This window comes from Candidatus Chloroploca asiatica (assembly GCF_002532075.1).
GTDB lineage: Bacteria > Chloroflexota > Chloroflexia > Chloroflexales > Chloroflexaceae > Chloroploca > Chloroploca asiatica.
In genome coordinates this window covers 1-25,765 of the sequence record NZ_LYXE01000063.1, presented here as the reverse complement: position 1 = coordinate 25,765, position 25,765 = coordinate 1, and the positions used below count along the sequence as shown (strand labels likewise).

The 25,765-nt window shown below is 57.6% G+C and carries 19 protein-coding genes, 1 rRNA gene and 1 pseudogene; 15 read left to right on the top strand and 6 right to left on the bottom strand.

What is annotated here, in order from left to right; genetic code table 11:
* Positions 1–31 precede the first annotated feature (31 nt).
* Positions 32–4,996, bottom strand: coding sequence for a PAS domain S-box protein (locus A9Q02_RS05920; RefSeq protein ID WP_172450693.1), 4,965 nt, complete (start codon positions 4,994–4,996; stop codon positions 32–34).
* 259 nt (positions 4,997–5,255) lie between these two features.
* Between A9Q02_RS05920 and hutH the strand changes: the two genes are divergently transcribed.
* Positions 5,256–6,809, top strand: coding sequence for a histidine ammonia-lyase (hutH, locus tag A9Q02_RS05915; RefSeq protein WP_097651429.1), 1,554 nt, complete (start codon positions 5,256–5,258; stop codon positions 6,807–6,809).
* Between the two features lie 62 nt (positions 6,810–6,871).
* On the opposite strand, the gene A9Q02_RS05910 is transcribed toward hutH, so the two are convergent.
* From A9Q02_RS05910 to A9Q02_RS05890, 5 genes are all read right to left on the bottom strand, one after another.
* On the bottom strand, positions 6,872–7,540 hold the full coding sequence (locus A9Q02_RS05910; RefSeq protein WP_097651428.1) for an NAD(P)H-dependent oxidoreductase: 669 nt from the start codon (positions 7,538–7,540) through the stop codon (positions 6,872–6,874).
* Positions 7,541–7,744: 204 nt separating this feature from the next.
* Entirely contained in the window at positions 7,745–8,716 is a 972-nt protein-coding gene (locus A9Q02_RS05905; RefSeq protein WP_245860403.1) for a hypothetical protein, read from the bottom strand.
* Positions 8,713–9,672, bottom strand: coding sequence for an FAD:protein FMN transferase (locus A9Q02_RS05900; RefSeq protein ID WP_097651427.1), 960 nt, complete (start codon positions 9,670–9,672; stop codon positions 8,713–8,715). The genes A9Q02_RS05905 and A9Q02_RS05900 overlap by 4 nt, the downstream gene beginning before the upstream one ends.
* 58 nt (positions 9,673–9,730) lie before the next feature.
* On the bottom strand, positions 9,731–10,069 hold the full coding sequence (locus tag A9Q02_RS05895) for a hypothetical protein (protein WP_097651426.1): 339 nt from the start codon (positions 10,067–10,069) through the stop codon (positions 9,731–9,733).
* Between the two features lie 5 nt (positions 10,070–10,074).
* Entirely contained in the window at positions 10,075–10,809 is a 735-nt protein-coding gene (locus tag A9Q02_RS05890; protein ID WP_097651425.1) for a PepSY domain-containing protein, read from the bottom strand.
* 273 nt (positions 10,810–11,082) lie between these two features.
* Between A9Q02_RS05890 and A9Q02_RS05885 the strand changes: the two genes are divergently transcribed.
* From A9Q02_RS05885 to A9Q02_RS05810, 14 genes and pseudogenes are all read left to right on the top strand, one after another.
* The gene (locus A9Q02_RS05885; RefSeq protein WP_097651424.1) at positions 11,083–11,766 is read left to right on the top strand and encodes a response regulator transcription factor; all 684 of its coding nucleotides are present in this window, start codon (positions 11,083–11,085) and stop codon (positions 11,764–11,766) included.
* Entirely contained in the window at positions 11,759–13,318 is a 1,560-nt protein-coding gene (locus A9Q02_RS05880; RefSeq protein WP_245860394.1) for an ATP-binding protein, read from the top strand. The genes A9Q02_RS05885 and A9Q02_RS05880 overlap by 8 nt, the downstream gene beginning before the upstream one ends.
* A 317-nt stretch (positions 13,319–13,635) precedes the next feature.
* Positions 13,636–15,141 carry a hypothetical protein gene (locus A9Q02_RS05875; RefSeq protein ID WP_097651423.1) on the top strand — a complete coding sequence of 502 codons (1,506 nt, stop codon included), beginning with the start codon at positions 13,636–13,638 and terminating at the stop codon, positions 15,139–15,141.
* 148 nt (positions 15,142–15,289) lie between these two features.
* Entirely contained in the window at positions 15,290–18,016 is a 2,727-nt protein-coding gene (gene acnA / locus A9Q02_RS05870; protein ID WP_097651422.1) for an aconitate hydratase AcnA, read from the top strand.
* Between the two features lie 288 nt (positions 18,017–18,304).
* Positions 18,305–18,817 (top strand): 2-amino-4-hydroxy-6-hydroxymethyldihydropteridine diphosphokinase, encoded by a 513-nt coding sequence (locus tag A9Q02_RS05865; protein WP_097651421.1) that lies wholly within the window; start codon positions 18,305–18,307, stop codon positions 18,815–18,817.
* A gap of 103 nt (positions 18,818–18,920) precedes the next feature.
* Entirely contained in the window at positions 18,921–19,694 is a 774-nt protein-coding gene (locus A9Q02_RS05860) for an SDR family oxidoreductase (protein WP_097651420.1), read from the top strand.
* Entirely contained in the window at positions 19,691–21,094 is a 1,404-nt protein-coding gene (locus A9Q02_RS05855; protein WP_097651419.1) for a glycosyltransferase family 4 protein, read from the top strand. The genes A9Q02_RS05860 and A9Q02_RS05855 overlap by 4 nt, the downstream gene beginning before the upstream one ends.
* A 10-nt stretch (positions 21,095–21,104) precedes the next feature.
* On the top strand, positions 21,105–21,812 hold the full coding sequence (locus tag A9Q02_RS05850) for a glycosyltransferase family 2 protein (protein ID WP_172450690.1): 708 nt from the start codon (positions 21,105–21,107) through the stop codon (positions 21,810–21,812).
* 254 nt (positions 21,813–22,066) lie between these two features.
* Positions 22,067–22,426: a hypothetical protein gene (locus A9Q02_RS05840; protein WP_097651416.1), complete on the top strand. Its 360-nt coding sequence runs from the start codon at positions 22,067–22,069 to the stop codon at positions 22,424–22,426.
* A gap of 291 nt (positions 22,427–22,717) precedes the next feature.
* Positions 22,718–23,074 carry a nucleotidyltransferase domain-containing protein gene (locus A9Q02_RS05835; protein ID WP_216361452.1) on the top strand — a complete coding sequence of 119 codons (357 nt, stop codon included), beginning with the start codon at positions 22,718–22,720 and terminating at the stop codon, positions 23,072–23,074.
* Between the two features lie 43 nt (positions 23,075–23,117).
* A pseudogene (locus tag A9Q02_RS25325) lies at positions 23,118–23,795 on the top strand (IS91 family transposase); the annotation flags it as partial.
* A 354-nt stretch (positions 23,796–24,149) separates the two neighbouring features.
* Positions 24,150–24,563 carry a dihydrofolate reductase family protein gene (locus A9Q02_RS05820; RefSeq protein ID WP_172450687.1) on the top strand — a complete coding sequence of 138 codons (414 nt, stop codon included), beginning with the start codon at positions 24,150–24,152 and terminating at the stop codon, positions 24,561–24,563.
* A 40-nt stretch (positions 24,564–24,603) separates the two neighbouring features.
* Positions 24,604–25,206 carry a Uma2 family endonuclease gene (locus A9Q02_RS05815; protein ID WP_097651412.1) on the top strand — a complete coding sequence of 201 codons (603 nt, stop codon included), beginning with the start codon at positions 24,604–24,606 and terminating at the stop codon, positions 25,204–25,206.
* Positions 25,207–25,690: 484 nt separating this feature from the next.
* Positions 25,691–25,765, top strand: a 16S ribosomal RNA gene (locus A9Q02_RS05810); the annotation flags it as partial.

Sequence of the window (25,765 nt, the reverse complement as noted above, 5' to 3'; positions counted from 1 at the left end):
GGAAGGTCGGAAAACTTTGTTGGCAAACTATTCAATCAGTTGTGTTCAACAAGAGTTTGATCATCTCGCCGAGTTGCTTCAGTTTAATCGGCTTGCTGATGTAGTCGGTGGCGCCGGCTTCAAGGCAGCGCTCGCGGTCGCCGGTCATTGTCAGGGCTGTGATCGCAATGATGGGCACGGTGACAAAACGCGCATCCGCCCGCAACCGGCGGGTGGCTTCCAGCCCATCCATCACTGGCATTTGAATGTCCATTAGGATCAGGTCGGGCACATGCTCCTGGGCGCCTTCGATGGCTTGTTGTCCATTGGCTGCCGTGATGATGACATAGCCAAGGCTTTCCAAATAATCGCTAATGATCATAATGTTCATTTCCATATCTTCTGCCAGAAGAATCTTGCCCAGCGATTGAGCTTGGTTCTGTTCAGAAGACTGCCCAGATGCCAGACGTTCCAATGATCTCGTATCTGTTTTTGGTGTTCTTTTTTCGAGGTCATTGTGCCAGGGCAAGCACACGGTAAACGTGCTTCCCGCGCCGACATCACTTGCCACTTTGACACTGCCGCCATGCAGTTCAACTAACTCCATGACGAGCGCCAGACCCAGGCCCGTGCCTTCATGCCCACGCGTCAGGCTGCTATCCACCTGGGTAAAGGGGGTAAACAGGCGCTTCAGATCTTCTGGGTCAATCCCGATACCGGTATCGATCACCGTAAAGTCAAGCGTCTGGTGTTCCACATCGCCCCTGACCTGAAGGGTGACCTGCCCCTTGGACGGCGTGAACTTGACCGCATTGCTCAACAGGTTGATCAAGATCTGCTTGAGACGACGCACATCGGCGCGCACTATCACAACCTGCGGATCTAGATCGAACTCGACCTTGATGCCTTTCTTCATGGCCGGTTCCTTAATGAAGACCAGGCTTGTTTCACAGATATCCGCCACCGCAATCTGCTCAATGTGAATCGCTAGCTTGCCGGCTTCGATCTTGGACAGGTCGAGGATGTCATTGATCAGGCTGAGCAAATGCCGTCCGCTCGACTCGATGACCGCGACCATTTTACGTTGGCGTTCGTTCAGCGGCCCGCGGATCTCTTCCAGCAAGATCTCAGCCATGCCCAGAATGCCATTCAGGGGCGTACGCAGTTCGTGGCTCATGTTGGCAAGGAACTCGTTTTTTGCGCGTGAGGCCTTTTGCAAAGCGGCATTGGCCGTGCTCAACTGGTCGCGGCTGAAGCGTAGGGCGTCTTCTGCATGTTTGCGTTCGGTATGATCAAAGATTGTGGATCGGCTCTGGAGGTAATTGCCGTATGCATCAAGGATTGCCACCGAGTTGAGCAGCGCAGGGAATGTGGAGCCATCCTTGCGCTTCATTTCACACTCGATATTCAACATCTCTCCACGTTTCTTCAGTTCGGCAAAGGCCTCCTTGAAGACCGCGGTGCTCGTTCTGGTAACAAAGCTCTCGAATGAAGCCCCCAGGACTTCTTCGCGCACATAGCCAAGCCAGGTCAGCGCCGTCTGATTGATTGCGACAACGTGACCATCGGCATTCAAAGAGTAGTAGCCGGTTGGGGCATGCTCATACAGATCCCGCACCTCGGTGGTGCGTTGCTTCACGCGTTCCTCCAACTCTTCGGAAAGCAGGCGATATTTCTCTTCGCTGGTGCGCAATTCGTCTTCCACCCGCTTGCGCATAATGATATCAAAGACCGTCTCGGCAAGACGTTGCAGGATACCCAGATCCTCTTCAGTATAATGCTCTGGCTTATTGCCCACGCCCATGGCAGCCACCACAAGATTGTTCCGTGTGATCGGCAGAGAGAGCATCCGGCTGATGGGGGCATGACCTTCTGGCATGCCTTTTTGATGTATGAGGGAAGGGAAATCATTATAGATATGCGGTTCGCCGCTGCGGATGGTATCTGCCCATATGCCCGCCTGATCCACCGGGTAATGTTGCCCCTGGCCTTCAGCGGTGCAGACATGCAATAAGGTATTCGTCGACCATGCCTGCAAGTTGATCGTATTCTGGTCGTCATCAACAAAGTGGAAAAAACCGATCGTACTGTCGGTTAACGCCTCGGCTTCATCCAGCATCGTGCGCATCAGATCGTCCATCTTGTTTGTCGCATACGATGCATTAGTTAGCCGTAAGATCGCCTGGGTATACAATTCCTCGCGTTTTTGCCTGGTAATATCGAGGTGGGTTCCAAACATCCGGACGGGATTGCCCTGCTCATCCCACTCCATCACCTTGCCCTGATCCATGACCCACACCCATGAACCGTTCTTGTGTTTCATGCGGACTTCGCACGCATAAAATTCGGTCTCGCCTGAAAAATGCTGCTGCAACAGATCAGTAGATCGCTTCAGATCATCGGGATGGCACAGATCATCCCAGATTTTGATGTTGATTGGTTCGAGTTCATGCAGGGCATAGCCTACAATCTCGGCCCAGCGTTCATTGAAGATGGTCGCACCAGTCTGCACATTCCAATCCCACATCCCGGCTTTGCTCCCTTTGAGCGCCATTTCCAACCGTGTCCGGCTTTCGCTCAGAGTCTGCTCAGTTTTCTTCCTTTCGGTTATATCCTGGATGATTGCCATCATGCGGAGGGGCATGCCATGTTCGTCATAGGTCATTTTCCCCATCTGGTGCACCCAGCGAATGCTTCCGTCGCTGGTGCGAATACCGAATTCATATTCGATGTCAGTCTGCTGTTGCATGGCAAGCATATCCAGACGCTCAACCCGTTCCTGTTCACCGGGGAGCATCATCTGCGCAACAGTGTCTTGCGTTATGCCTGTCCCACGCGGCAATTCGAAAATATCGTACAGCTCGTCTGAGCAGATCAGCGTCTGATCGCGGCCGTTCCATTCCATATGCCCAATGCGACCAATGCGCTGCGCCTCGGTCAGCAAGGCCTGGCTCTTGGTGAGCGCCTCCTCAGCTGCCTTGCGTTCATGGATATCCCGGAAATTGATAATGATCGCCTCAACATTTGGCTGGGCCAGCAGATTGCTGAACGTACTTTCGATCCAGCGCCATTCCCCATTCTTCTTCTGGAACCGGTATTGAATCGTTGGTACATACGTGGGGTTCCGGAGCAGTTCAGCGAGTTTTTCAAGCACCATGTCCCTATCGTCGGGATGAGTGAGCTCAAACGGGTTCAAGCCAAGTACCTCATCACTGCCAAAACCCATGATCCACTCGGTAGACGGGCTAGCATACTTGAGACTGCCATCCACATTCATCAACACAATGCCATCCGGCGCGTTCTCGATCAGGGCGCGGTAGCGTTGTTCGGCGAGCCGCAATTTGTCCTCGGCCTGCTTCCGTTCGGTAATATCTTCAAAGGTCGTGAACACCTGGTAGGGCTTCTCGCCGCCAGTGAAAAAGCGCGGCACGGCATTGATATTGATCCAGCGGTAAGACTCTAGTTGGGGATTGTAGACCCCCATGACCACATTATGCACGGGTTTGCCGGTATGCAAAGAGACCATCGCGGGATGCTCTTCCCCTGAAAAGGCCGACCCATCCTCCTGGATAGCATGCCAGTGTGGGTCGATGGACTTGCGACCCTGCATTTGATCCAGAGTCAGGCCCAGAATTCGTTCGGCAGACGGATTGGCGTGGATGATCTGCCCATCCGCTTGCTGAAAAACAACCCCCTGAGCCATATGGTGAAAGAGCAGGTGGTAGCGCTCATCGCTTTCGCGGCGCGCTTCTTCTACCCGTTTGCGTTCGGTGATATCCTGGATCAGCCCTGAAATTGCGAGCGGATTTCCTTCTTGATCATATTCAAACTTTGCGTAATTTGTAACCCAGCGCAAATCGCCTGAGGCCGTGAACATGCGATATTCAATTTTGGGGATGCTCTTTTGCGTCAATGACTCTTGCAGCGCATTGGCCGCTCTATCTCGATCCTCTGGATGAAAATACTCGATGATCGTGCTGAAATCCTCTTCAGATTGCTCCGTCCCAATGATCTGCGCCGCCTCAGGCGACCAAGACATACGGCGGCCAGGAACGTCATAACGCCAGGTGCCCATGTGTGCGGCAAAAAGGGTTTGCTGCAACTGGGCGTGGCGACGTTCCAGATCCGCCTGGGTTTGCTGATGAATAAGCACATTCGCAATCTCTGCAGCGATCGTCTCCAGAATATGATGTGTTTGTTCTGGAATAAAAACTTGGACATGTGAAGCAATATTTAAACAACCCAGAACCTGCCCGCGATGTTGAATCGGAATAACCGCCAAAGAGCGCAGGCCCTCAGCCTGGTAATAACTCCGGGTATGCAGTTCAGCTTCTGTGAAAGAGATCATGGTGCCACGAAGCATAAGCTGAGAACCCGAGCTGTCTTCGCCAAAATGTGCAACGGCCCGCACAAAGTCGTCGCTCAACCCTTGATGATAGACAAGCTCAAAGGCCCGGTTGTTTGCATTGAAAAGATACAGCCCGCCACAATCTAAGCCTGACACAACAATCGCGGCCTGAAGGCAAGCTGCCCATGCGTCTGCAGCTGGCAACTCCTGTGCGATCAACTGGGCCAGATCCCGCTGCGCGGCAGTCAATTTTTCGGCTTGTTTGCGTTCGGTGATATCAATGCCAACCGATAAAAATCTTGTTGTTTTATCATGTTCATCCTGAATAGGCGTATCGATCCAATGATATTCCCGTACCCTTCCATCCTCTACCGTAACGGGATGTTCATAGCTCACTGTGCGTGGGTTGGCCGTCACTTCGGCATAGAATGCCGCCGTGGAAGCGCGCGCATCTTCTGGCAAGAAGTTGATCCACTTTTGCCCCCGCGCCTCGCCCTGAACACCAAAGATCTTTTTGTATTTTCCATTGGCAAAGGTCAAAGTTGTATCTGGCATCCAGAAACATAAACTGACATCCAATGCTTCAATCACTGTTTCCAGTTCCACTACCTGTGCGCGTGCCCGTGCTAATTCACTTTCAAGCTCAGATTGGGTCATTGTTGTGGACATAGGACCCTCCCATCCGTTTGTGGGCAACATTGCTATGGTTCAGTTGATGTGCAAGGTCATTATAATTATACCATCCTCGTGATAGATCCCACTGTCTCCTTATCACAACTGGAAGATACGTCTGTGATATGATACGACTGGGCTTGACTCACCTCAAAGACCTATTCCCAAAAGAGGGGTGTCAGGCGTAGCAGCGCCAAGCCCAACTGGTGCTTCGTCCGCAGGTGTGCCTGGTTATCTGAACTGGAGGTTGCACAATATGCAGATCAATGGCGAAGCTTTGACCATCGAACAGGTCTTGACTGTGGCGCATAGTCAACCCGGTGCGCCTGCGGTTGCGTTGAGCCCCGAGGCGACGACGAAGGTGGCGCGGGCGGCGTGGGCGGTTGAGCAGTTGCTCGAACGCGGTGAGATCGCGTATGGCATTACAACGGGCTTTGGGGCGTTCAAAGACCGGCTGATCCCGCCCGATCAGGTCGTGCAGTTGCAACACAATATCGTGATGAGCCACGCGGTTGGCGTTGGTCCGCTCCTTGATACGCCCACGGTAAGGGCGATGATGCTGATCCGGGCGAATACGCTTGCCCGTGGGCATTCGGGTATTCGCCCTGCGACGCTCGAATTGTTGCTGGCGATGCTCAACGCCGGCATTCATCCGCTTATTCCCAGCAAAGGCTCGCTCGGTGCCAGTGGCGATCTCGCCCCACTCGCGCATATGGCGCTGCCGCTGATTGGCCTGGGTGAGGCCGAGCATCGCGGGGAACGCCTGCCCGGGGCCGAGGCGTTGCGCCGCGCTGGTCTTGAACCATGCCAACTCGCCGCCAAAGAGGGCCTGGCCCTGACGAATGGCACGACGGGTATGTGTGCCCTGGGTGCGCTTGAGACCTACCGCGCTGAATTGCTGAGCCAGACCGCCGATATTGCCGGCTGCCTGAGCCTCGAAGCCCTGAATGGGACGGTGCTTGCTTTCGATGAACGCATTCACGCGCTGCGGCCGTTCCCGCGCCAGCAAGAATGCGCCGCCTACCTGCGTGCGCTGCTTGACGGCAGCGAATTGACCCGGGGCCACGACCCGCGCAATGTGCAGGATGCCTATACCCTGCGCTGCATTCCGCAGGTACACGGGGCCGCCCGTGATGCGATCGCTTATGCCCGCTGGGTCTTTGCGATCGAACTCAATGCCGTCACCGATAACCCGCTCATCTTTATTGACGAGACAGATCAGTCTATCACCGTTCTGTCAGGGGGCAACTTTCACGGCGAGCCGCTCGCGATTGCGTTCGACTACCTCGGTCTCGCTGTCGCTGAACTGGGCAATATCGCCGAACGACGCATCATGCGCCTCACCGACGAAGCCTCGAATATCCAGACGCTGCCGGCGTTCCTCACCAACGAAGGCGGGCTGAATTCGGGTTTTATGCTGGTGCAATACACTGCGGCGGCGCTGGCGACGGAAAACAAAATTCTAGCCCATCCCGCCAGTGTTGATACCATTCCCTCGTCGGCCAACGTCGAAGATCATGTCAGCATGGGCATGACCGCCGGCCTCAAAACCCGCACGATCCTCGACAATGTTGCGCAGATCCTGGCAATCGAGTTGCTCGCGGCGGCGCAGGGTCTCGATTTTCGCCGCCAGATCGTCGGCCCCCAGGCTCGCCTCGGGCGCGGCACCAGGGCTGCGTATGAACTCATCCGCCAACACGTGCCCTTTATCGAACGCGATACCGTGATGTACCCGCATATCGAGGCGGTGCGTCGCCTGGTCGCCGACGGGTCAATCGTCGCCGCTGTCACCGCAGCGATGCAGCGATAGAAGACGGAGCGAGCAGTGCGGCAAAGCCGCACTGCTCGCTCCTGTCGTCTTTGGGCAACAGACTAGTACGTTTCCCATGCAAGCGGCGTCTCCTGATCAAGCCGACCCAGGCGCTGCGCAAAGCGATCCAGTTCCGCCTGACGCTGCGCGTCGCTCATCCGTACCGGCCCATAGACAACCTGCGGGGCAAGCACATCAAAGCCGACAAATTGCAACATGCCATGCTGGATCGGCTTGAGGATCGTGTGGATATCCCCGTGAAAGCCATGTTTCACATAGGCTTGCGCGGGGCCACCGGTGGTCAATGAGAGCAAGGCACGTTTGCCGCGAAACGCGCCTCCTTCGTACATACGGCGGCCCCCATAGATACGCCCCATCGCAAAGACGCGATCAACCCAACCCTTCATGGTCGCCGGCAACCCAAACCACCAGAGCGGGAATTGCCAGATCATCAGGTCGCACCACTCAAGTTTTGCCATCTCCTCGTCGAGATCAGTCGCAAAGCCTTGATGCTCTGAGGCATAGATCTCCTCGGTCTGAAGTTTGAGAAAAGCCGGATCGCGCACCGTCCTAAAATTCTTCCGACTAGACACAGGGTCAAACGCCATTGCATACAGATCCGACGTTTTGACTTCAGCTCCAAGCCGGGTCAGGGTTGCCTGGGCTGTCACAAACATGGCATGGTTGAAACTCTGGGGCTCGGGATGCCAGTAGACGAGAAATGCTTTCACGTCGGTTACCTTTCACGAAGCACCGCCAGACGCCAACACCGGTCAACGTTTTAGACACAATACTTTGCAAAGAAGGCGGTTGTTTTGACGCAAAGGCGCAAAGGCGCAAAGTTTTTTGCGTAGGTGTGATCGCCCTTTGCGACTTCGCGTGAGCTTATTTGCAAGGTGTTGATTTTAGACATGGTTCAATGGTTGTGAAAGGTATCATAACACAGGCGTAGCCTGTTTGCTTTTTTCTGGTCTCTTTGCCTGACGGCTCACCAATACGCGGTAGACTGTCAAGAAGAGGATCGTGCCACCACTCAACCAGTAAAAACCGCTGATCATCCCGTTGCTGCTGTCGCTTCCACTCCAGATACCATGAATGAGTGCAAAGATAAAAACAAGAAAACTCAAGAAATGAATCAGCCTCCACATAGCTCTACCGATGCGATCTTTGACATAAAAGCTGAGCCCAACCAGCGCCAGGCCATAGAGGGCCAGTTGCCCCAGGCCCACCCAGAAGGGCGCGAAGCCCTGATAGCCAAAGGGTAGTAGCAGTTGCCACAGGCTCGCCTGGATATAGGTATCCCCAAGCAGAATCAGCCCATGAAAGATGGCAAAAGCCAGGCCCAGCAGACTCGTATGCTGGTGCAGATCGAAGGCGACTGGCCCGCCCGGCCAGAGCCGCGCCAGCCGGTTGGTCATCAGCAGACCAAAGACCATCGAGAGCCAGAGCAGGGCATAGGCGACCATGGCGCTGCTACGCGCTAGGTACCAGTAGGCCTTGGGCTCGGCCCCTAGCAGCGAAGCGCTGAGCCCCGGCAGCCATGTCGGCAACACAACGACAGCGGCAAAGGCCCCCAGAATAGCGCCAAGCAATAGCCCGATCAACGCCTGGGGCGACATCGCCGGGGGCAGATCAGCGAAATCCGGATCGGGGGTTGGTGCCCGCCGCGGTGTTTGTGTGGTCGCAACCGGGGTGCGCGTGGCTCGCGGCGGAACTGGCTTGGTCGTCTTGATCGGCGCCGGCCTGGTCGCAACAGGTGAACCTGCGCCTTGCGCTGCTACCGGGGTGGGCGTCTGGTCGTCTAGTGGCTTGGACGCCGCAGGCACGGCTGTCTCGGAGGTGTCCGTTGCAACGATCTGGGTTGTCTTCGCTGCTGTTGCTGGTGCCGTCGATTCGGGCGTTGTCATGATGCACTCTCTTTCCAACAGACGGCAGTCCAGGTTGTCGTCTGAATAGGTTGATTCTCTTCAAGTACCAGCAAGGCGGCCAGTTCTGGCTGTGCTTCAAGCCATGCCAGCCCTGCTTCACTCCCAAGGATCAGCGCCGCCTTTGCCGCTGCTTCTGCTTTCTCCAGGGTTGGGGCGGCCACCGTCACGCTCAGCAGGTCACTCGTGGCGGGCTTGCCTGTGCGTGGATCAATGATATGGTGGAGCAAATCCGCCCCCTTGCGCCAGCGCCGATAATCGCGCCCCGACGTGGCCAGGCCACCCTTTGTCAGCAACACCAGCGCTAGTTCATGGTCTGGTTGACGGGGATCGGCCACGGCAATAGGCCAGGGCGAGCCGTCGCGACGGGGGCCACTGACGGCAATGTCGCCCCCGGCATCAACCAGGGTCGCCCCATAATCCGCCAGACGCCTCACCGCCTGGGTGGCAGCCCATCCCTTGGCAAAGCCTCCCAGGTCGAGCAGCATGCCTGCCGGCAATGCCACGGCGCGTGTCGTCGGGTTGCGCTCGATCAAGCGCCAAAAAGCTATGTTCTGCGCTGATAGTTGGTCTTTTTGCGGCCAACCATTAGCGCCTGGGGATGGACGTTCAACCGACAAGCTGGCAAAGTCCCGGTCATAGCCAGCCTCAACCAGGTGGGCAAGCAAGGTAGGTGCTACCAGGCCATTGGTTGCCTGCGCCGCCTCAAGCGCGCCATCCAGCACCTCCCAGAGCACAGGACTGACCGTGACCCACCCCCTACCTGCCCGCTGATTGAGTTGCATTAATTCGCTCGCAACCTGAAAGCGACTCAGCGCATCTTCCCAGGTGGCAAACCAAGCAGGAACCTGACGCAGCGCCTGTTCGGCAGCTGGATCAGCGCTCTCAACCAGCACCAAGATGGTCGATCCCATGGCCCGGAATGTTAGCTGAACCATCACAACGCCCTTTGCGCCTTTGCGTCAAATCATTAGAAAACTTCGTTCCCAGACCACCTTAACGCGACGACTGTGTCGTGGTGACGGGCGCCGGCCGGGCCGGGGCCACTACGACTTCGCGGAGGGCCGGTGCCGGTGCGACAACCACGGGTTGCGTGCCTGGCACCTGCACGGCGGCGGGCGTAGTGCCAATGGCTTGCAGCGTCGGAATGGGTGGCGGGTTGAGCAACCACGCGGGTGGCGCACTCACGACTGCTGCCACGGGCGCGGCAACCATTTCTGGGGTGGCCTGGCTACTCAAGGTGGCCCAGCCACCAAGTGTTGCCGCCAGGGCTGCCGCACTGATCATCAGTTTCACCCCTTGCGTACGTTGCCCCTGTGCTTTCGGCTTCTTCATCGTGATCAGTCCTCCTCTGACTGGCGCTCACCCTTGATCTTGGCATAGATCACCTGGCCGGTGGTGGCATCGACATAGATTTCGCTCTCATCAGCGAACTTGACTTCATAGACGAGCACGCCTCGTTCGTTTTCAAGCTCGGTCTTGCGCACTGTCCCTCCTCCGGCATAGAGCAGTGCCGCCTGTGCCGCCTCTTCGGCGGTGATTTGCCCACCCGACGCAGTACGAGGCGTGGTGCTATCAGCAAGTACTGCCGCGCTCTGCGCATCAACATAGAGCGTCCCTTGATCAAGCACAACTTCATAGGCGGCAACACCCTGATAGCTCACCACCTCAGGGGTACGGATCAGCGTCGCCCCTGGAACGCGCTCGAGCGCGAGTTGCTGCGCTTGCTCTGGCGTGACGGCGTAGGTGACGGGTGCCGCTGCGGGTGCCGTTGTCACGGCCTGATCGGCGGCAGGAACGGTCTGTTGGGCCATCTCGGCTAGTTGCTGATTCGCTTGTTCCAGGCGACTATTTGCCTCGGTCAGTGCCTGCTGGTACGCAGCCTCACGCTCACGGATCAGGGCTTCAACCGTTGGATCAAGCGTGCCCTCAGTGGCTTGTGCAGGTGCGCTAGCCGTTGTTGCCGTTGGCACGACAGCCGTCCCGCTACTCAAACGATTTGCCAACCCACCCACCAGCACCAGCACAAACGCGGTCAAACCTGCTGCAATTATCAACATCGTACGCTGAGTCATTTTACACATGCCCTTCTTTTTTATAGAGCCTGCGGCCCTCAGGAATTTCGCTTGTGCTGGTGAAAACGGCTAGCTTCGCTGGCCGTTTTCACCAGCACAAGCATGGATTTGTAGGGCGTTAGCCCTACTCCCAACCCTGCGCCGCAAGGCCATTCATATCTCATAAGGTAAGCATACCCTTGCAACCTGAAGAGATGCTTAAAGTGATGGGGCAATCTTCCAAGGTTTTTCCAAGCTTTGTGCGGTATGATGCAGGTGAGATGAGGAGGAACTATGCGTGTGCTGGTGATTGAGGATGATCAGCGTCTCGCCCGTTTGGTGGCGCGAGTTTTGCGTGAGGAACATTATCAGGTTGATCAGGCTCACGATGGTGAAGCCGGGCTCGATCTGTTGTTGCGGGGCACCTATGATGTGGCGATTATTGATTGGATGCTCCCAGGGCGTGACGGGCCTGCCCTTTGTCGTGCGGCACGCGCAGCGCGCCTGGCGACGGCGTTGCTCTTGTTGACCGCCCGGGGCCAGGTTGAAGATAAGGTCGCTGGCTTCGACAGCGGGGCCGATGATTATCTGGTCAAGCCGTTTGCCTTTGAAGAGTTGCTGGTGCGCGTGCGGGCGCTCAGTCGCCGTTTTCACCCAGTGGCACCGTCGCTTGATGAACTGCGCAATGGTGAGCTTGTACTCGATCTCCGCAATCATACGGCCCGGCGTGGGCTGCGCTCGCTTGACCTGACCCCCACCGAGTGGAATCTGCTCGAATATTTGCTGCGCAATGCCGGGCAGACGCTCGCCAAACAGCAGATCCTCGATTATGTCTGGTCGTACGAGCAGGATGTGCAACCACAGATGGTTGAGGTCTATATCTCGTATCTGCGGCGCAAGCTGAATGCTGCCGGCGAGCCCGATCCGATTGTGACGGTGCGTGGCGTTGGTTATCGGCTGGAGGTTGACCGTGTTTAAGGGCTTACGCCTACGTTTGACCATGCTCTATATGCTGATGGCCCTGCTGCTGGTGGGGCTTGTTGGGAGTGGGGCTTACCTCGTGGTTGCACGCTATTTTCAGGGCATCACTGATCTTGCCCTGCAACACAAAATGGCCCACGAGTTTCATGCCCTGGCTGCCCCCCTTCCGCCTGATCTCGTTCCGGCTGACCGCGACTGGTCAATTGTCCGTGGCGAACTCGGCCTGCTCCCCGATCTTCGCCCCGATCCCGCTGATCGTCCCATCACGGCGGAGGATGCCGCTCGCCTTGCCAGGGCATCGTATCAGCAGAGCGAGGTGCGCCGGGTGAAAGCGGAGACCGAGCGCGGGCGGACGGTCTTTGAGGTGGAGTTTGTCGATGGCACCGAGTTGATGGTGATGAGCGACGGGACGATCAGGGACAACGATCGTGACAATGAGTCGCGTCTGGTGCCTCTTCCTACCGCGCCGACCACGAGTGCCGATGCCTTTGCGTCGGTTGCTTATGATGCCGAACTTGCGGCGATCTTTGTGCTGCCCCTTGATGCGAGTGGGCGCGTGCTCTTTGATCCCAATCCATATATGGTGCCAATTGCGCCGCAACGCGAGGCGCTTGAGCAAGCGCTTGTGAGTGGCAGCGATGTCCGCACTGTCCAAACGGCTGATGGGCGCGAGGTGCGTCTGTTGACCTATCGGCTGACGCGCACCGATGGCCCGGTCGCCCTGCAACTAGGGCGCGTGCTCAGTGATCAGGCGCGGGTACTCAATCAATTGATGGTCAGTTTGCTGAGCCTGGCCTTGCTGAGTGTGGTTGGCATCGGTTTTGCTAGTTGGTGGCTTGCCGGGCGTGCGCTCCAGCCTGCCCAAGAGGCGTGGCAACGTCAACAGCACTTCATCGCCAGCGCCAGCCACGAATTGCGCACCCCGCTGACCCTCATTCGGGCCAGCACCGAAGTGGCTTTGCGTGGCACGCCAGCGGATGATCAAGACCAGCGCGAACTGCTCGGCGATGTGCTCACCGAGAGCGACCATATGGCGCGGCTCGTTGACGATCTCCTGGTACTCTCGCGGCTCGACAGCGGCAAGCTTCCGCTCAACATCGCCCCCGTTGATCTGCCGCCACTGCTCGGCGAGATCCAGCGCCAGATTGCACGTCTTGGCAGCGAACGTGGCCTTGCCGTCCAAGCAGGTTCAGTCCAGGGGCGCGTCAACGCCGATCCTGATCGCCTGCATCAAGTCTTGCTCATCCTGCTCGACAATGCGTTGCGTCACACCCCCGCTGGTGGAACCATCACGCTTGCCGCCGAACCACAGGGCAGCAGCATCTGCGTAACGGTCCGCGATACCGGCAACGGCATCGCCCCGGCTGATCTCCCGCACATCTTTGAGCGCTTCTACCGCGCCGACCAATCCCGCGGGCGCGCCGAAGGTAACGCCGGCCTGGGCCTCGCTATTGCCAAAGCCCTGATCGAAGCAATGGGTGGCAGCATTGGTGCCACCAGCGCCCTCGGCCAAGGCACCGAAGTGTGGGTGCGGCTCCCGAAGGTGTGAGCTCACCCGTGATATGGACGCTCACCTACGGCGACGACAGAAGATGCAACCGCCCGGGAAGTTAGCACAAATTGCACGTACTACAAAAACCGCGTATGATACCAAAGGCCTGGTAGCAGCTATAATCTCAACACGTTGATGCTTTTATGAAGCTAAATCTGACATTACGCGAACGTTATGGTGTTTTGGGAATTGCCATCATAGCTTGTTTCGGTTTGTTCTATGGCTGGCAAATTTTCTGGTTTCTTACTGACGACGCATATATTTCTTTTCGTTACGTTGGCAATAGTCTTCTTGGTTACGGATATGTATGGAATATGCCGCCGTTTTTGCCTGTAGAAGGCTATACAAGCTTTCTCTGGGTTGTGCTCCTTGATCTTATCTGGCGTCTTACAGGCGTTGCTCCCCCCGAGTCGGCGAATCTTCTTTCCCTTAGTTTTTCGTTGCTGACCCTGTTGCTGACTGCTCTGCTGCTACTGCGCGTAACAGCAGAGCAACTACGCCCCTGGCGGCTTCTTCTGCTCGTGCTCGGTCTGCTCATCGTCTTGAGCAATCGTACCTTTCTTGCCTGGACGAGCTCGGGGCTTGAGACGGCACTCTTTAACTTCCTGGTCTTGCTCTGGGTCACCGTTGCCCTCTGGCCTGCGACCAGCAAGAGCACGATCCGATGGGCGTTCGCCCTCTGTTTTGTCGCTGCGTTGAGTGCCTTGACTCGGCCTGATGGCATGTTATTGGCGGCATCCAGTGTTGTTCTGGTCGTTCTGCACATGCTGACGAATGGGTGGGCCGGTGGACAACGATGGAACTTTGTCGTCGGGCTGATCCCGTTGCTCATTATCCCGATCCATTTGCTCTGGCGTTTTGCTACCTACGGGGCCTGGTTGCCCAACACCTACTTTGCGAAGAGTGCAACGAACATTGACCGTATGGAAAGCGGCCCGCGTTATCTGCTCACCTTTGTGATGGAGTATAGCCTCTGGATCTGGTTCGCACTAGCCGGTCTGTTTCTGGGCATAACCCTTATCCGCCGACCGTGGCTACGCATCAACGTGAATGGTCTTACGAGCATCATTGTCATCACTACTCTGATTGTACATATGAGCTATTACACCTTTCTGATTGGTGGTGACCATTTTGAGTTTCGCGTCTACAGCCAGATCATACCGCTCATTGCGGTGAGTTTCATCTGGATGCTGGGACGAATCTCCATTCCCCCTGCCCTTGCAAGTGCTATGCTCATCCTCTTCTTGGTATGTTCATGGCCTATCCAATGGATCCATTGGGCGGCAAGCCAGCAGTATACGACGCGTGAAGAGACCGGCTTCTTGAAAGTGTCCGTCGTTGATGCAGTGACCGATCGTTATCCAGGTCTCCCCGCGTGGCTGATGGCATACCTGCAACGTTATGACGACAATCAGTTCTGGCTGATTGATCATGCCATTGGCATGCGCCATCAGGAGCATAAAGTCCTTCAGCGTTTTCTGACAGCAAATATCCCTCCTCGCGATACCCCACCCTTTGCGACTGGCGAGGGACATATGGTGACCGTAGCATCATCAGTCGGTGTGCTTGCCTGGTCATTGCCGTGGGCAAATGTGATCGATGCGCTTGGGTTGAATGATTACGTGATTGCCCGTAATCCCGATTTGAACACCAGTGGCTTTCTGGCTCACGAACGCCAGCCGCCGCCAGGATATCTTGCCTGTTTTGCCCCAGAATTGGGCGATGGAACAAGTCGTTATGCGTTCATTGCTGCCGAACGCATTCAAATCTGTGAGCAAACGTATCGCGCTAACATTGGTCGTGTTGGGATGGTGAAGTAGCCCCGCAATGCGGGGCTACTTCACCATCCCCAGGAGCGTCACTAGAGGGCTACACCCCCAGATAAGCAGTGCGTGCTATAATCAAGGCGATCAGAAGGTGCATATTGGCCGCCACAGTCGGCAGGCCGGTGAGCCAGAGGAGACCGTGATGAAAAACAGTTTTGCTGCTCGTGCGACCCTCAAGGTTGGTGAACGTGAGTATGAGATCTATCGCCTGGATGCCCTCGCTCAGCAGGGCGTGAATTTGAAGCGGTTACCCTATTCCTTGCGTATTTTGCTTGAAAATCTGCTGCGTACTGAAAATGGCCGTTCCGTCACGGCTGATGATATCCGCGCCCTGGCCGCGTGGCAGCCGCAGGCCGAGCCTGACCGGGAAGTTGCGTTTACCCCGGCGCGCGTCATCCTCCAGGATTTCACCGGTGTGCCATGTGTCGTTGATCTGGCGGCGATGCGCGATGCAATGGCTGAGATGGGCGGCGATCCGAGCCTGATCAATCCACTTCAGCCAGTTGAACTCGTGATTGACCACTCGGTTCAGGTTGATGCCTTTGGCTCTGAGGCGGCCCTGCTGATCAATAAAGATCTTGAGTTTGAGCGGAATAAAGAACGCTATGCGTTTCTGCGTTGGGGCCAGACGGCCTTCCAGAATTTCAAAGTGGTGCCCCCCGGCAATGGCATTGTGCATCAGGTCAACCTGGAATATCTGGCCCGCGTTGTCTTTACGAGTGATGAGAATCCACGGGCGACCGGCCCGGTACAGGCGTATCCCGATACGCTCGTCGGCACCGATAGCCACACGACGATGATCAATGGGCTCGGCGTGCTCGGCTGGGGCGTCGGTGGCATTGAAGCCGAGGCGGCCATGCTTGGGCAGCCGGTCTCAATGCTGATTCCACAGGTGGTTGGCTTCCGTCTGACCGGCAAGTTGAGCGAGGGTGCCACAGCGACTGACCTGGTGTTGACGGTCACGGAGATGTTGCGCAAGCATGGTGTTGTCGGTAAGTTTGTTGAGTTTTTCGGCCCCGGTCTCGCTGAATTGCCGCTGGCCGACCGTGCGACGATCGCGAATATGGCTCCCGAATATGGCGCCACCTGCGGCATCTTCCCGGTTGATGCCGAAACCCTGCGTTACCTGCGCTTCTCGGGCCGCTCGGAAGAGCGCGTCGCCCTTGTCGAAGCCTATATGAAAGCGCAGGGCCTCTTCCACGATGCCTCGACGCCCGCTGCCGAGTATACCTCGCTGCTTGAGCTTGACCTCGCAACGGTAGAGCCGTCGGTCGCCGGGCCGAAACGTCCTCAGGATCGCGTCCGCTTGAGTGGCGTCAATGAGAGCTTTCATCAGGCGGTCAAGACGATGATCGGCGGCAATGGCAACAATGGCGATTTTGCCGCCAGTGGCGTGCCGCTGCCCTATACCGATGCTGAGCACAAGCTTCACCATGGCTCGGTGGTGATTGCAGCCATTACCAGTTGTACCAACACCTCAAACCCGTCGGTGATGGTTGCCGCCGGCTTGGTCGCCAAAAAAGCGGTCGAGCGTGGGCTGAATACCAAGCCCTGGGTCAAGCCATCGCTGGCCCCTGGTTCGAAGGTTGTGACCGAATACCTCAATAAAGCCGGCCTGACCCCCTATCTTGATGCGATCCGTTTCAATACCGTTGGCTATGGCTGTACCACTTGTATCGGCAACTCGGGGCCGCTGCCCGAAGAGGTCAGCGCGGCGATTGAGCAGGGCAGCCTGGTGGTGGCCTCGGTACTGTCGGGCAATCGCAACTTTGAAGGGCGCGTGCAGAGCGAGGTCAAGGCCAATTATCTGATGAGCCCGCCGCTTGTCGTCGCCTATGCGCTCGCCGGGCGGATTGATATGGATCTGACCAGCGAATCACTGGGCACTGACAACGAGGGCAAGCCGGTCTTTCTGCGCGATATCTGGCCGACGCAGGCCGAGGTTGAAGGGACAATTGCCCAGGCGATCGAGTCGGATATGTATCGCTCAAGCTATGCGAGCGTCTTTGTCGGCGACGATCTGTGGGAAAACATCGCCATTCCGACAGGCGATCGGTTTGAGTGGGAAGCCACGAGCACCTATGTCCGTCGTCCTCCCTACTTCGACGGGATGAGCAAAGCGGCCCCGACCGAGGTACAGCCAATCGCCGGTGCCCGCGTGCTGGCCGTGCTTGGCGACAGCATCACGACTGACCATATCTCACCGGCAGGCAGCATCAAAGTCAACTCACCTACCGGGAAATACCTGATCGAGCATGGCGTTACCACCAGCGAGTTTAACAGTTACGGCTCGCGGCGCGGCAACGACGAAGTCATGGTACGCGGCACCTTTGCCAACATTCGGCTACGCAACCAACTCGCTCCCGGCACCGAAGGCGGCTTTGCCCCCTACCTGCCCACCGGCGAAGTGATGCCGCTCTACGACGCGGCGATGCGCTACAAAGCCGACGGCACACCCCTGATGATCCTCGCCGGCAAAGAGTACGGCTCGGGCTCATCGCGTGATTGGGCCGCCAAAGGGCCCTATCTGCAGGGCATCAAAGCGGTGATTGCCGAAAGCTACGAACGCATCCACCGTTCGAATCTGGTCGGCATGGGCGTCCTACCGCTGCAATTCCTGCCGGGCGAGCATGCCGCGAGCCTGGGACTGACAGGCACCGAAACGTTCACCGTCATCGGGCTACCCGAAGCCATTGCAAACAGCTTTGCCAATGGGCGCGAACTGACGGTCGAGGCAACCCGCGAAGATGGCAGTGTGTTGACCTTCAAAGCGCTTGCCCGCATCGACACCCCACAAGAGATCCAGTACTACATCCACGGCGGCATTTTGCAGTACGTCCTGCGGCAACTGCTCAACGAAGCAGCGTAGGATGAATGCGCGTGGGCACGGCATTGCCGTGCCCACGCTCCCAGCGCAAGCGCGCTTCTTGGCGGCTGCGTCCGCCAAACCCCAACCGGAGGCTTACGCGTATGCCCTGACGCCACACCCACCAGTAGGGTTAGATAGTGTCCGCAGATTACGCAGATTACGCAGATGCGGAAGCTATAATCTGCGTAATCTGCGTAATCTGCGGACGATCGAAATGACTTTGCAACCGCCATGCCAAGTCAGAAACCTTCGTTGACAGACCACTGATTTTTCTCGTATACTACATGTATGCGCTACTTTCTTGGCCTTGGCAGTAATATTGCGCCGCACGTGCATCTGCCACGGATGGTGCAAGCGCTACTCGAACTCGCCCCAACGCTGCACCTGGGCCGCGTCATCGAAACAGCACCGGTCGGGGTCATCGGCGGTCCGTTCCTGAATACGGTTGCATGCATTGATCTGGATCTGTCAACCCTTCAACTAAAGCAGATCTGTAATGCGCTCGAAACCGCCTGCGGGCGCGATCGTGGCGCACCGGGCAGCAAAACGAAGAGCCGTACCGCTGACCTCGACCCGCTCTTTGGTCTGGCAGTTGGTGCGCTGGAGGTTCCCGCCGATCTGTTGCCGCATGAGTCGTATACGCGCCCGATGCTGCTCGAACTGATCGCCGCCATTGGGATGCATACCGATGCCGAACAACCTGACCTGGCACCGGGCGTGAGCTTACCCTTCCACGATCTGATGATCGGGGCCGCGCCGCTGACCATCGTGCGCGAGGGATCGCGTTATCACAAGGCGTAACAGAGCCTCCACAGTGCGCTCTGCCGAGCAATGCTCGTTCATCCGTCGTCGTCTTTGGTCTTTCATCTGGCGCATCAAGCGCGTAACAATATGAGGAAATCTCGTGTCTACTGAGCCATCATCCCGCCCCGCCGCCCTCGTCACCGGTGGCGCAATTCGCCTTGGCCGTGCGATTGCGCTGGCGCTCGCCGGCGCCGGCTACGATATTGTGGTGCACTACGGACGCTCGTCCGAGGCCGCCGAAGCCACCGCCACCGAGATCCGCGCGCTGGGGGTGCAGTGCCACCTGGCCCCGCTCGATCTCGCCGATGTCACGGCGATCCCGGATTACATGGCAGCCGTACACGCGGCGATGCCGAATCTGCGCGTCCTAGTCAACAGCGCCTCGGCCTACACCCAGGCGACGATAGCCAACACCACCGCTGCGATCTTCGATCAGCAGTTCCAGGTGAACCTGCGTGCGCCGTTCTTTCTGACCCAGGCCTTTGCCGCGCAGGTAGAGCAGGGCAGCGTGATCAACATCATCGACAACAAGCTCGCTTTCAACCAGTACGAATATGCCGCCTACCTGCTGGCGAAGAAAACACTGGTCGAGTTCACGCGGATGGCTGCCCTGGAGTTCGCCCCGCGCATCACGGTGAACGGCGTGGCCCCCGGCGTGGTGCTGCCCGCCGGCACACGCAGTCCCGAGTATGTCGCGTGGCGCATCCAGGGCATCCCGTTGCACCGCCAGGGCACCACCGACGACATCACCGGTGCCATTCTGTACCTGCTCGGCAGCCGCTTCATCACCGGCCAGGTGCTGACGGTTGACGGCGGCGAAGGCCTGACCAATATCGGCCAGAACGCCGCGCAGTTCGACCAGGACAAAGTATGAAGATCGTCGGTTTTTCGATCAACCCGCTCTTCCCCGACCGAGTGATCGGCGGCTCGGCCAAGCATCAGCGTACGGTGCTGACGCATCTGGGCGAACTTGGACATGATGTGACAGTGCTCTGCACGCGCCACCCCGAGGCGCACCCGTTCCGCTGGCACGAGAACGTGGAAGTACTGCCCGTGCTGCCCTTCAAGCAACCCTTCCCCGAACCGTACGCCGTGCCGGCCTACCAGATCGCCGAGATCATTCAGGCCGTCGGCGATCGCCTCGCCACCGCCGACCGCTTCTATATGCACGACGGCGAGTTGCTCGTGCCGTTCCTCTATCGCAATGTGCCGACGGTGATCTCGCTGCGCGACAACGTCTATCCCGAGACGATCCTGGGCAGCTTCTTGTTCAGCGCCGATACGCTGATCGCCATCGCCGAGTATTCGCGCCAGGTGTACCTGCACACCGCCGGGCGTTTCCTGCCTGAACTGCCGCAGCGGGCCATCACGATCAACAACGGAATTGACTTTGGCCAGTTCCGCCCCGGCCCGCCTTCACGAGCGATCTGCGACCTGGTTGGGATCGATCCTGAGCAACATTTCGTCGTGTTGCACCCGCACCGCCCCGAGCCAACCAAGGGCCTGCGCCAAACCATCGCCGTCGCCGATGCGTTGGTACACCAGTACGGCTGCACGTCGTTGCGCGTCCTGGTGCCGCGCTGGTATGACGAGAAGATCGCCCCCGATGTACGCGCTTTCTACCAGGAGGCGCTGGAGACGATTGCGACGCGCGACTTGAGTAAGCACTTCATCTTCCACGAGTGGATCCCGCAAAGCCTGATGCCCGACTACTACCGGCTCGGCGATGTGACGCTTGTGCTGGGCTCGTTTGTCGAGGCCTTCGGCAATGTGGCCTACGAGTCGCTCGCCTGCGGCACCCCGGCGATTGTTGCGCGGGTGGCGACCCATCGCTCACTCTTGCCGGACAACCTGATTGCCAAGGTACACTACGACGACAACGCCGCCGCTGCCGCGCTCGCTGCGACGATCTGGCGCGAGGGGACGCGTACATCAGCCGAGACCATGGCCTATCTGCACGCCAACTTTGCGATCGCGCAGCAGTTGCAGGCATATGCTCGGGCCATCCTGAATGCGCAAAAAGTACCGGCTGCGCCGACGCGGGTTGTGCCGCTGGGCGCGCAGACGAGCTATGTACTGGCCCCATGGTGCTACACGTGGGGCGACGGGATGGTGTTTCACGATTTTGCGGCCCGCCACGAGCGCGAGCCGCTGCTGAGCGACCTGATCGCTGCCCACCCCGGCGGATTCACTCCGGCGCAGGCCGGTGCCGCCAGCGCCGATGCAGCGACGGTGGATCGCTGGTATCGGGCGGGGTATGTCGTGCCGAAGTAGGAAAACCCGTATGCATCCTAGCTTGATCGCCATCACCACGTTCAACCAGCTTGAATACACTCGGCAGATGCTAGAGTCGATCCGTGCGTTGCCGACGAAGCCGTTCGATCTGTTGCTGGTGGATGATGCCAGCAGCGACGATACCGTGGCGTTCGTCCGCGAATGGGGGGTGCAGCACATCATCGCTAAAGAGGTGCCCGGCGGTGTGACGGATTCGTGGAACAAGGCCTATGCCTATTTCAAGGCCGGCGCATGGCAAAATCTGTTCCTCGCCAACAACGACGTCCTGCTGGCGCCGCTCGCGATCGAGCTTATGGCTGATCTGCTCGCGCAACGGCCGCAAAGTATCGTCGGCCCGGTGTGCAACCCCGAGGGCGCACCGTACAACCAGGAACAGTGGATCACGAATTATACGCCCGAATCGCCTGCGGTCATCGAGTTACCAGAGGGGCTCAACGTGAACGGCTTCTTCTTCGGCGTGCAACGCAGCGTGATCGCCTACGAGCTCGCGCCCGAGATCCTGTTCAACCCACAAAACCTGAACTACCACAACGAAGAAGAGCTCGCCGGCCGGCTCTACCCGCACGGCTTTCGCAGCCTGATCGCCACGCGGGCCGTGCTCTTCCATTACAAGAACCGCTCGTTCCAGATCGCCGATCGCAGCACGCAAGACAACCTGAACGACTACGCGGCGTTTTTGCAGCATCGGGGGGCGTAGTGAGACGGAACCACCATCCCGCGTGGTCACAGCCAGGGCGTCGACCGTCGACCTGCTCAGCGCCTCTGCCACCGCGACCGGGGATGTGGCGGCTTCGCGCCACATGATATCCGGCCTATTCGTACACCGGAAGATTATGAAGCGGCGCTCTCAGAAGTTGAAGCGCTTTTTTCGGCGAAGCCTGGGACTCCAGAGGGTGAGCTCCATGCCTATCAAGGGCATTTTGGTCTTTTTAAGGTGATTGGAGGTATACCATGGCGCGTTTTGAATGTGAACGTGATCAATTAGTGTTCCGTTTTTCGCTGTGGGAGCAGCTTGGGGGCTTGCGTTCCGGCGCAGTAGCTAACCTCAACGAGATTAGGTTTGTTGAGGTGGTTGACGATCCGTGGACGATCCTTGAAGGTATGCGGGTGGGCACAGGTTTTCCTTGGGTGATTGTTTTGGGCACGATGCTTAGGCGCGGTGGAAATGACGTTGTCGCGGTGTACCAAAAGCTGCCCGCCGTCGTGATCACCTTGCAGCCCGGTGCGCGGTATCAACGCTTTATCGCCACTGTGCCAGATCCAGAATCCGTTGTAGCAACGATTCGGGCCGCCTTGCACCAGCGCACATAAGGCAGCCTCCCGCGCCGTTTTTGCGACGAGCTATAGCCTGACTCCCAAGCATACAGCCGCCCCCCGCTCACAGGTTGCGCCTGCGGGCGGGGGCGGCTCCTACAACGAGCCCTGCGGGGGCCAGAACAACTACGCCGTTCATCGTGCGCCCGGCGAGCGAGCGACTGCGGGCATGTGGGTGCGCCAGCGCCGCGACCTCGCGTGCCACGGCGAGATGGAACCGCAACGCGCTTTGTGGAGAGAATATACTATAGCTCTGCTATAATTGACAGCATGAACATTCAAGAGCATGTGAAGTACTGGCTTGATTCAGCGAAGAACGATATGGGAGCTGCTGACATCCCAAATCACATTCGACAAATAATTTCACACTACCTGACTTCGCTCAAAGAGCATGGGTTCGAAATTCAGGAGGCAATCTTGTTTGGTAGTTATGCCAGCGGCCAGGCAAATCAATGGAGCGACATTGATTTAGCTTTGGTTTCTCATGAATTCGAGGGCGTTCGTTTCATGGACAAGAACAAAATTCGCAAGATCACGATTGCTGTCAGCACCGATTTGGAGGTCTTGCCGTTCAATCCTAGAGATTTCACGCCGAGCAACCCACTGGTAAAAGAGATCTTGGACACTGGCATACGAGTTGTATGAGGAACGCCATGCCGGGAACGCCGCATCTTCATAGCTTTGCGCCGATCAGCGCTACCACCCCCACATCCACTACCTCGTTCGGGGCGGTGGGCTAGCCGCTGATGGGCGCACCTGGCAGACCGCCAAAGCCGACTTCCTCGTCCACGTCAAACCGCTGGCCATCCTCTTTCGCGCCAAGCTCCAGGCAGTGCTGCGCCAGACGGAGCTGTGGCGTAGCATCCCCGCTGCGGTCTGGCAACCGAACTGGGTGGTCGACTGCCGCCCGGTCGGAAGTGGACGAACGGCGCTGAAGTATGTGGCCCCGTACGTCTTCCGGGTGGCGCTGAGCAACAACAGCATCCTGGGCATGGCCGATGGCGAGGTGACGTTTCGCTCCCAGGATGGGGCGACACGCCAGACTCGCATCAGCACGCTGCCGGCGGAGGTGTTCATGGAGCGATTTCTCCAGCACATCCTGCCCAAAGGCTTCGTCAAGGTTCGGTAGTACGGGCTGTTCCGAGTGGGGGCGCGCCAGGCGCTGACGCGGCTGCGCGCCCAGTTGATCCTCCAACAGCGGAAGCTTGAGCTCCTGCCCCCAGACGACGAACGCCCCGAGCCCGACCAGCACCAGGAGCTGCGCTGCCCCACCTGCGGTCAGGCGTTGCGGCTGGAGTGGGTGCTACCCCGGCAGCGGGCACCACCAGGACCGGAGCCCGTCGCGTCCTGCGAGCAGCGTCGCTGAGGTCGTCAGCGCATGACCTTGCATGCGGACGCTGGCTTTGGGTTGCCCGAGGGAGCGACTATCCTGGCGTGGCGACCCGCTGGTCGAGCGCTGGGTAGATGGACGCTCCCGGGCTGAGCCGGACACAGGCCTCCGCCTGACCGAAATGCTGGGCATTCGCCGCACGGGCACGCACGCGATGGCGCTTCGCGGGCACACACCCCTGGCCCAGACCCCCACCGGAAATCCCATATGATTCTCCTCCGTTGGGCGCTTCGGCTTCGCTCAACAAGGATGATGTGGCGGCTTCGCGCCACATGAATCCTTAGTTCGTTCGGCTGCAGGAGGACGCATATAGGACGAATGATCGTGTCGATGAACTTGTCGCTGGACGGCTGTATAGAGGCGCAAGGGCAAGACGACGGAAGCTGGCTTCGCATCGACGAGGAAGTTCACCGCGTCTTCAATGAGCTTGCCGCTGGTGCCGACGCGTTCCTGTATGGGCGCAAGGTCTACGAGGTGATGATCCCGTATTGGCCAGACGCCGCTGAAGACGCCGCGAAACCCGCATATGAGCGCGAGTACGGACGGCTGTGGACGGATACGCCGAAAGTGGTCGTCTCAACTTCGTTGAAGGAACCCGGCTGGAAAACACGCGTGGTGTCGTCCGATGTATTTGAGGAGCTAGAGCGCCTGAAGCGGAAGAACCGGCATCGAGAACGCCCCTACCGAGGACACGTTGCGTTTGGCATCCCTTGCCGAACGCCTCTATTTCATGGTATGATATGAAGCAGCAGAACGTGCGTTTCACCTCGATATGGAGGCGTCTATGACCGCGCAACCAAAGCATTATGCCACAAGCGATGAGTATTTAGCATTCGAGCGCACGAACGACGAAAAACATGAGTACCTCGCAGGGATGATCTATGCGATGTCTGGTGCAAGTGCGCGCCACAACCGTATTGCGGGGAGTACCTATGCAACACTGTATGCGCAACTACGCCAGCGTCAATGCACGGTATATCCAAGTGATATGCGGGTAAAAGTCATTCAGACCGGGCTCTATACGTACCCCGATATTACTATTGTTTGCGGTAACGAACAGTTTGAAGACAAGAAAGAAGACACCCTCCTTAATCCGACCGTTATTATCGAAGTATTGTCGCCATCAACAGAGAAATATGATCGCGGAAAGAAATTTCAGCATTACCGTGCAATTCTTTCACTGCGTGAGTATATCTTAATCGCACAGGAAACCTATCACATTGAGCGATTTGCACGGCAAAGTGACAATACATGGGTCTTATCAGAGGCAACCAACCGAGAAGACACTATTGAGGTTACTACTGTTCAGTGTGTCCTCCATCTTGAAGAGGTCTATGAGAAGGTAACATTTTCATCAACCGAAGAAGAGGAAGGCGAAACAGCGTAAGGGCGTATACCATAATAATAAGCATAGCAAAAATGAGTATACATTTATAAGTTGGGGCCAGTGCCGCTCCATACGCCCACCAGCGGCGCAGCTGACAGCGATACGTTTGGCCCTCAGTGAAAAGCCACGACAAGCATAGGATCCGCAGATGACGCAGATGACGCAGATGCGGACGCATGATCAGGATGACTTTGCTCAAGCCCTGACAAGCCCACAACATGTGGCTTGACAAGCCCGCAAAGATAGCGTATAATCCCAAAGCGGTCGAGAAATGAGGCGTCTCACTCCAACAGGAGGCAGACAAGACAACATCAGTTCTAACAGGTCTGGACAACATAGCGTCCTTACCAACTCTGGGGTCACAGTTAAGTGACGCTAGATTTTTTATTGCTGATGGCTCGCCGCCAACTGTACCTTGACAATCGAGTGTGGTTCTGTGCGTGCTTATTCACGGTTTGTATCGTGAGATACAAACCTTCATGATTCAACGCAGAGTTTGATCCTGGCTCAGGACGAACGCTGGCGGCGTGCCTAATGCATGCAAGTCGCACGCAGGGTG

Coding starts and splice junctions, on each gene's coding strand:
- hutH (WP_097651429.1), top strand. CDS start 5,256: ATGCAGATCAATGGCGAAGCTTTGACCATCGAACAGGTCTTGACTGTG.
- A9Q02_RS05840 (WP_097651416.1), top strand. CDS start 22,067: ATGGCGCGTTTTGAATGTGAACGTGATCAATTAGTGTTCCGTTTTTCG.
- A9Q02_RS05900 (WP_097651427.1), bottom strand. CDS start 9,672: ATGGTTCAGCTAACATTCCGGGCCATGGGATCGACCATCTTGGTGCTG.
- A9Q02_RS05890 (WP_097651425.1), bottom strand. CDS start 10,809: ATGACTCAGCGTACGATGTTGATAATTGCAGCAGGTTTGACCGCGTTT.
- A9Q02_RS05875 (WP_097651423.1), top strand. CDS start 13,636: ATGCCGCCGTTTTTGCCTGTAGAAGGCTATACAAGCTTTCTCTGGGTT.
- A9Q02_RS05850 (WP_172450690.1), top strand. CDS start 21,105: ATGCATCCTAGCTTGATCGCCATCACCACGTTCAACCAGCTTGAATAC.
- A9Q02_RS05855 (WP_097651419.1), top strand. CDS start 19,691: ATGAAGATCGTCGGTTTTTCGATCAACCCGCTCTTCCCCGACCGAGTG.
- A9Q02_RS05815 (WP_097651412.1), top strand. CDS start 24,604: ATGACCGCGCAACCAAAGCATTATGCCACAAGCGATGAGTATTTAGCA.
- acnA (WP_097651422.1), top strand. CDS start 15,290: ATGAAAAACAGTTTTGCTGCTCGTGCGACCCTCAAGGTTGGTGAACGT.
- A9Q02_RS05820 (WP_172450687.1), top strand. CDS start 24,150: ATGAACTTGTCGCTGGACGGCTGTATAGAGGCGCAAGGGCAAGACGAC.
- A9Q02_RS05905 (WP_245860403.1), bottom strand. CDS start 8,716: ATGACAACGCCCGAATCGACGGCACCAGCAACAGCAGCGAAGACAACC.
- A9Q02_RS05895 (WP_097651426.1), bottom strand. CDS start 10,069: ATGAAGAAGCCGAAAGCACAGGGGCAACGTACGCAAGGGGTGAAACTG.
- A9Q02_RS05885 (WP_097651424.1), top strand. CDS start 11,083: ATGCGTGTGCTGGTGATTGAGGATGATCAGCGTCTCGCCCGTTTGGTG.
- A9Q02_RS05865 (WP_097651421.1), top strand. CDS start 18,305: ATGCGCTACTTTCTTGGCCTTGGCAGTAATATTGCGCCGCACGTGCAT.
- A9Q02_RS05920 (WP_172450693.1), bottom strand. CDS start 4,996: ATGTCCACAACAATGACCCAATCTGAGCTTGAAAGTGAATTAGCACGG.